The sequence below is a fragment of the Thauera aminoaromatica S2 genome, from assembly GCF_000310185.1.
GTDB classification, from domain to species: Bacteria; Pseudomonadota; Gammaproteobacteria; order Burkholderiales; family Rhodocyclaceae; genus Thauera; species Thauera aminoaromatica.
The window spans coordinates 1-4,306 of sequence record NZ_AMXD01000216.1 but is presented as its reverse complement, the minus strand read 5'-3'; the positions used below and the strand labels follow the sequence as shown (position 1 = coordinate 4,306).

6 protein-coding genes and 1 pseudogene are annotated in these 4,306 nt (G+C 73.5%); all 7 read right to left on the bottom strand.

Going from position 1 to position 4,306, the window contains the following annotated elements:
* Positions 1–240: pseudogene (locus C665_RS21000) on the bottom strand (hypothetical protein); the annotation flags it as partial.
* Between the two features lie 463 nt (positions 241–703).
* Positions 704–1,075, bottom strand: coding sequence for a monovalent cation/H(+) antiporter subunit G (mnhG, locus tag C665_RS18705; protein WP_004326693.1), 372 nt, complete (start codon positions 1,073–1,075; stop codon positions 704–706).
* Positions 1,072–1,641 (bottom strand): MrpF/PhaF family protein, encoded by a 570-nt coding sequence (locus C665_RS21200; protein WP_004326692.1) that lies wholly within the window; start codon positions 1,639–1,641, stop codon positions 1,072–1,074. The genes mnhG and C665_RS21200 overlap by 4 nt, the downstream gene beginning before the upstream one ends.
* Positions 1,638–2,150, bottom strand: coding sequence for a Na+/H+ antiporter subunit E (locus tag C665_RS18695; protein ID WP_004326691.1), 513 nt, complete (start codon positions 2,148–2,150; stop codon positions 1,638–1,640). The genes C665_RS21200 and C665_RS18695 overlap by 4 nt, the downstream gene beginning before the upstream one ends.
* 2 nt (positions 2,151–2,152) lie before the next feature.
* Positions 2,153–3,691: a proton-conducting transporter transmembrane domain-containing protein gene (locus tag C665_RS18690; RefSeq protein ID WP_004326690.1), complete on the bottom strand. Its 1,539-nt coding sequence runs from the start codon at positions 3,689–3,691 to the stop codon at positions 2,153–2,155.
* On the bottom strand, positions 3,688–4,068 hold the full coding sequence (locus C665_RS18685) for a Na+/H+ antiporter subunit C (protein ID WP_004326688.1): 381 nt from the start codon (positions 4,066–4,068) through the stop codon (positions 3,688–3,690). Before C665_RS18685 ends, C665_RS18690 begins: the two co-directional genes overlap by 4 nt.
* 2 nt (positions 4,069–4,070) lie before the next feature.
* Positions 4,071–4,306 (bottom strand): MnhB domain-containing protein (locus tag C665_RS18680; protein ID WP_004326687.1); only part of this gene is annotated, 236 nt, incomplete at its 5' end.

Sequence of the window (4,306 nt, the reverse complement as noted above, 5' to 3'; positions counted from 1 at the left end):
GGGCCGCTCGCCGGCGGCGGGCCTCGCGGGGGCCGGGTCCCGCGGCGTGCGCGATTCGGCCGCGGACTCGCGCCCGGAAGACGCCTCCTCGGCAGGCGCTTCGTCGTCCGCAGGCTTGCGCACGCCGAGCGTGCCCTGGATGCGCGAGGGTTGAGGGGTGGGCGGCTTTCTGCGGATGGTGTTCAACGTGATTCCCCGACGGTTCAAGAGCGCATTATCGCCGATGGCCGTGGCGATCACGAACGCACGTGAGCGGCCGCTGATCGCGACTGTGGGAGCGACGCAAGTCGCGATCGTGCGGTGGGGAGGCGAGGAGCGTGGTCGGGGCGGGAAGGCTGTGATCGCGACTTGCGTCGCTCCTACGGGAAACCGCCGTGCTTCGGGCGGGGCTGTGGGAGCGACGCAAGTCGCGATCGGGCAGAGAACCGCCGCGCTTCAGGGGGTGTTGTGGGAGCGACGCGAGTCGCGATGGGGCGGAGAACCGCCGGGCTTCGGGGGGTGTTGTGGGAGCGACGCAAGTCGCGATCGGGCAGAGAACCGCCGCGCTTCAGGGGGTGTTGTGGGAGCGACGCGAGTCGCGATCGGGCAGAGAACCGCCGCGCTTCAGGGGGTGTTGTGGGAGCGACGCGAGTCGCGATCGTGCGGTGCGGCGGCGAGGGGCGTGGTCGGGGCGGGAAGGCTGTGATCGCGACTTGCGTCGCTCCTACATCTCGCTTCGGGCGTTGTGGTGTGGCGGAGACGCGTTCCCTTCGGCTTCCGCGAGTGCGTCTCCGAGCGCGCCGGTGATCGGGGCGATGCCCGAGCGGTGCGCGGCGCGGGACATGGCGTGGGCGGCGAGGGGGGCGGTGGCGAGGAGGACGAGCATCGCGAACAGCGCGGCGAGTGCGAAGCCGCCTTCGCTCGCGGCGGCCACGCCGGCGAGGATCAGCGCGGCGCCGAGCGCGCCGGCCTTGCTGGCGGCGTGCATGCGGGTGTAGCTGTCGGGCAGGCGCAGCACGCCGATCGCGCCGATCAGGCCGATCGACGCGCCGAGCAGCAGCAGCGCCGAGGATAGCCAGGCAAGGAATCCACTCATCGCGCAGCCTCCCCGTTCGCGCAAGGTTCCCGCTCCGCGACCGCGCCGCCAGGCGTTTCCCGTACCGCGGATGCCAACCCGGCGACCGTACCGCCAGTCGTTTCCCGACCCGTTGCCGCGCCGCCGCGCGTTTCCCGCACCGCGGATGCCAATCCAGCGACCGTACCGCCACTCGTTCCCCGCTCCGCGACCGCACCGCCACTCGCTTCCCACTCCGTCCGCTCCGTCCCCGCCGCCTCCCCACCCCCCGGCGCGCGACCCTGCGGCCCCGCTGCCGGGTCGGCCTCGCGGCCGCGGCGGCGGAAGAGGAGGATGAAGGCGGTGGTGCCGAGGAAGGACACCAGGGACAGCACCACCGCGGCGTCGAGCAGCATGGGCTGGCCGGTGGACAAGGCGAGCAGGGCGATCGTGGCGATGGCGATCATGCTCAGCGCGTCGATCGCCACCACGCGGTCGGGCGCGCGCGGGCCGCGCACCAGGCGCAGCAGGATCAGCGCGGCGGCGAGGGCGAGCAGCGCGAAGGTGAGCGGCAGCACCCACGCCGCCCCGGCGATGCCGGCGTTCATGGCGTGTCCCTCCCGGTCGCATCCCCGGCATCCGCAGGCGCGCCGGCGTCGAGCCAGCGCAGCAGGCGGCGCTCGATCTCGCGCACCCCGGCCTCGACCTCGGCGGCCGTGCGCGCGTCGAGCGCGTGGATGTACATGAGGCCGGATTCCGGCCGGTAGTCGAGCGCCATCGTGCCCGGCGTGAGCGTCAGCAGGCAGCCGAGCAGGGTGGCGAAGCGATCGTCCGGACGCGCCAGGCGCATCGCCACCACCGCCGGTTGCGCCGCCGCGGCGCGACCGAGCACGATGCGCGCCACCCCCACGCTGGCGCGGAAGATCTCGCCGACGAACCACAGCGCGAACGCGCTGCCGAGCTCGAGCCGGCGCAGGTAGCGGCGGATGCCCAGAAGGTCGATCGCCAGGCGCAGCGCGACATACACGGCGACGAAGGCGGCGCATACGCCCAGCGGCCGCAGCGCGTCGGCATAGGCCGCGAGGCCGATCGCGAGCAGGAGGTGCAGGCCCAGCATGTTCAGTTTCCTCCCGCGCGCACGACCGCGTCGATGTAGGCCGCCGGGGCGGCGAGCTGCTGCGCCGCGGCCACCGCGTAGTCCATCACCGGCCCGGCCGCGAGGCCGATCGCCACCGTCATCGCCGCCAGCGCGCCCACCGCCCACAGCGCGGGCCGCAGCCCGTCCGCGCTGCGCAGGCCGCCCCCGCTTCCGTCGCCCCCGCTCCCGCTCCCAGCGCTCCCGCTCCCCTCGCCGGCCGGATGCGGCTTCAGGAAGGCCTCGTTCCAGATCTTGCTCATCGACAGCAGCGTGAACAGGCCGGTGACCAGCGCCACGCCGGCGGCGACCCAGGCGCGCGCGTCCAGGCTGGCCTCGACCAGCACGAACTTGGCCCAGAAGCCCGACAGCGGCGGAATGCCGGCGAGCGACAGCGCGGGAATCGCGAACAGCACCGCCAGCCAGGGCGCGTGCGCGTACAGCCCGCCCATCGCCGCCAGGCGCTCCGAGCCGGTCAGGCGCGCGGCGATGCCGCCGATGAAGAACAGGTTGGCCTTCACCACGATATGGTGGATCAGGTAGAACACCGCGCCGGCGAGCGCGAGCGGCGTCGCCAGCGCCAGCCCCAGGATCATGTAGCCGACCTGGCTGACGATGTGGAAGGACAGGATGCGCCGCACCTCGACCTGCGCCGCGGCGCCGAGCACGCCGATCAGCATGGTCGCGCACGCCACCCACAGCAGCACCTCGTGGGCGATGCCCGCTTCCGGCCAGAACAGCGTGACGAGGCGGATCAGCGCATACACGCCGACCTTGGTCAGCAGGCCGGCGAAGAGCGCCGACACCGGCGTCCACGCCACGTGGTAGGAGGCCGGCAGCCAGCCGAAGACCGGGAACAGCGCGGCCTTGATCGAGAACGCGGTCAGCATCAGCACCACCGCCGCGTGCGCGGTCACGGGCACCTCGCCGGCAGCGAAGGCCTGCGCCAGCAGCGCCATGTTGAGGCTGCCGCTGGCGCCGTAGAGCAGGCCGGCGGCGAGCAGGAACATCATCGTCGCCACCAGGTTGAGCACCACATACACCACCGTGCCCGCCAGCCGGCGCCGGCCGCCGCCGAGCACCAGCAGCGCGAAGGAGCCCACCAGCAGCACCTCGAACCACACGTAGAGGTTGAACACGTCGCCGGTGATGAAGGCGCCGCACACCCCCACCAGCAGCCCATGCACCAGCGCGTGGAAGTCGCGTCCGCGCGCCGGGTCCTCGTCGCGTGCCAGCGCGAACACGATGGTCGCGCTGCCGACGATGCCGGTGATCGCCACCATCGCCGCGGAGAGCCGGTCGATCACCAGCGTGATGCCGTAGGGGGCCGCCCAGCCGCCGGCCTGGCTGGCGAGGATCCCGCCCTGCGCCGCCAGCGCCACCAGCGCGAGCCCGGCGCCTGTGAGGGCGAGCGCGCCGGCCAGGCTCAGCGCCGCCACCGCGCGTGGCCAAGGGCGCGCGAACAGGGTCGCCACCAGGGTGGCGAGCGGGATCAGCAGCGGAGCGACGACGAGCGCGTTCATGCGGCGTCTCGCGGCGCGGGCAGGTCCGGCGCCGGCTCCTCGGCCACCGCGGTGATGCGGTCGGTCTCGACGTGGCCGTGCAGCGCCCAGCTGCGCTCGAGCACCGCGAGCGCGAACACGAAGAGCGCGAAGCCGATCACGATCGCGGTCAGCACCAGCGTCTGGGGCAGCGGATTCGCGGCCAGCGCCGGCGCGCCCGCCGCGCTCGCGAAGGCCGCGGCGAGCCCGTCGAGCCGCCCCGCGGAGAACACCGCCAGGTTCACCCCGTTGCCGAGCACCACCACCCCGAGCACCACGCGCAGCAGCCCGCGGTCGAGCATCATCCAGATCCCGATCGCCACCAGCACGCCGACGGTGAGCGCAACGACGATTTCCATCTTCAGTCCTCCCGCTCGAGCACGCCGAGCAGCACGTGCAGCACCGCGCCGAGCACGGTCAGGAACACCCCGAGGTCGAACAGCAGCGGCGTGCCCAGCGCCAGCCCGGCGGGGAAGATCCAGTGCCCGGCGAGGAAGGGGCCGCCGTGGAACAGCCCCACCAGCCCGGCGCAGGCCGCGACCCCCAGCCCGCCCGCCAGCATCGCCAGCGGCGGCACGCGCAGCAGCGCGCGCGCCC

What these genes read in the sequence shown, in the direction of transcription:
- mnhG (WP_004326693.1), bottom strand. Translation starts at nt 1,075, where the DNA reads ATGAGTGGATTCCTTGCCTGGCTATCCTCGGCGCTGCTGCTGCTCGGC.
- C665_RS21200 (WP_004326692.1), bottom strand. Translation starts at nt 1,641, where the DNA reads ATGAACGCCGGCATCGCCGGGGCGGCGTGGGTGCTGCCGCTCACCTTC.
- C665_RS18695 (WP_004326691.1), bottom strand. Translation starts at nt 2,150, where the DNA reads ATGCTGGGCCTGCACCTCCTGCTCGCGATCGGCCTCGCGGCCTATGCC.
- C665_RS18690 (WP_004326690.1), bottom strand. Translation starts at nt 3,691, where the DNA reads ATGAACGCGCTCGTCGTCGCTCCGCTGCTGATCCCGCTCGCCACCCTG.
- C665_RS18685 (WP_004326688.1), bottom strand. Translation starts at nt 4,068, where the DNA reads ATGGAAATCGTCGTTGCGCTCACCGTCGGCGTGCTGGTGGCGATCGGG.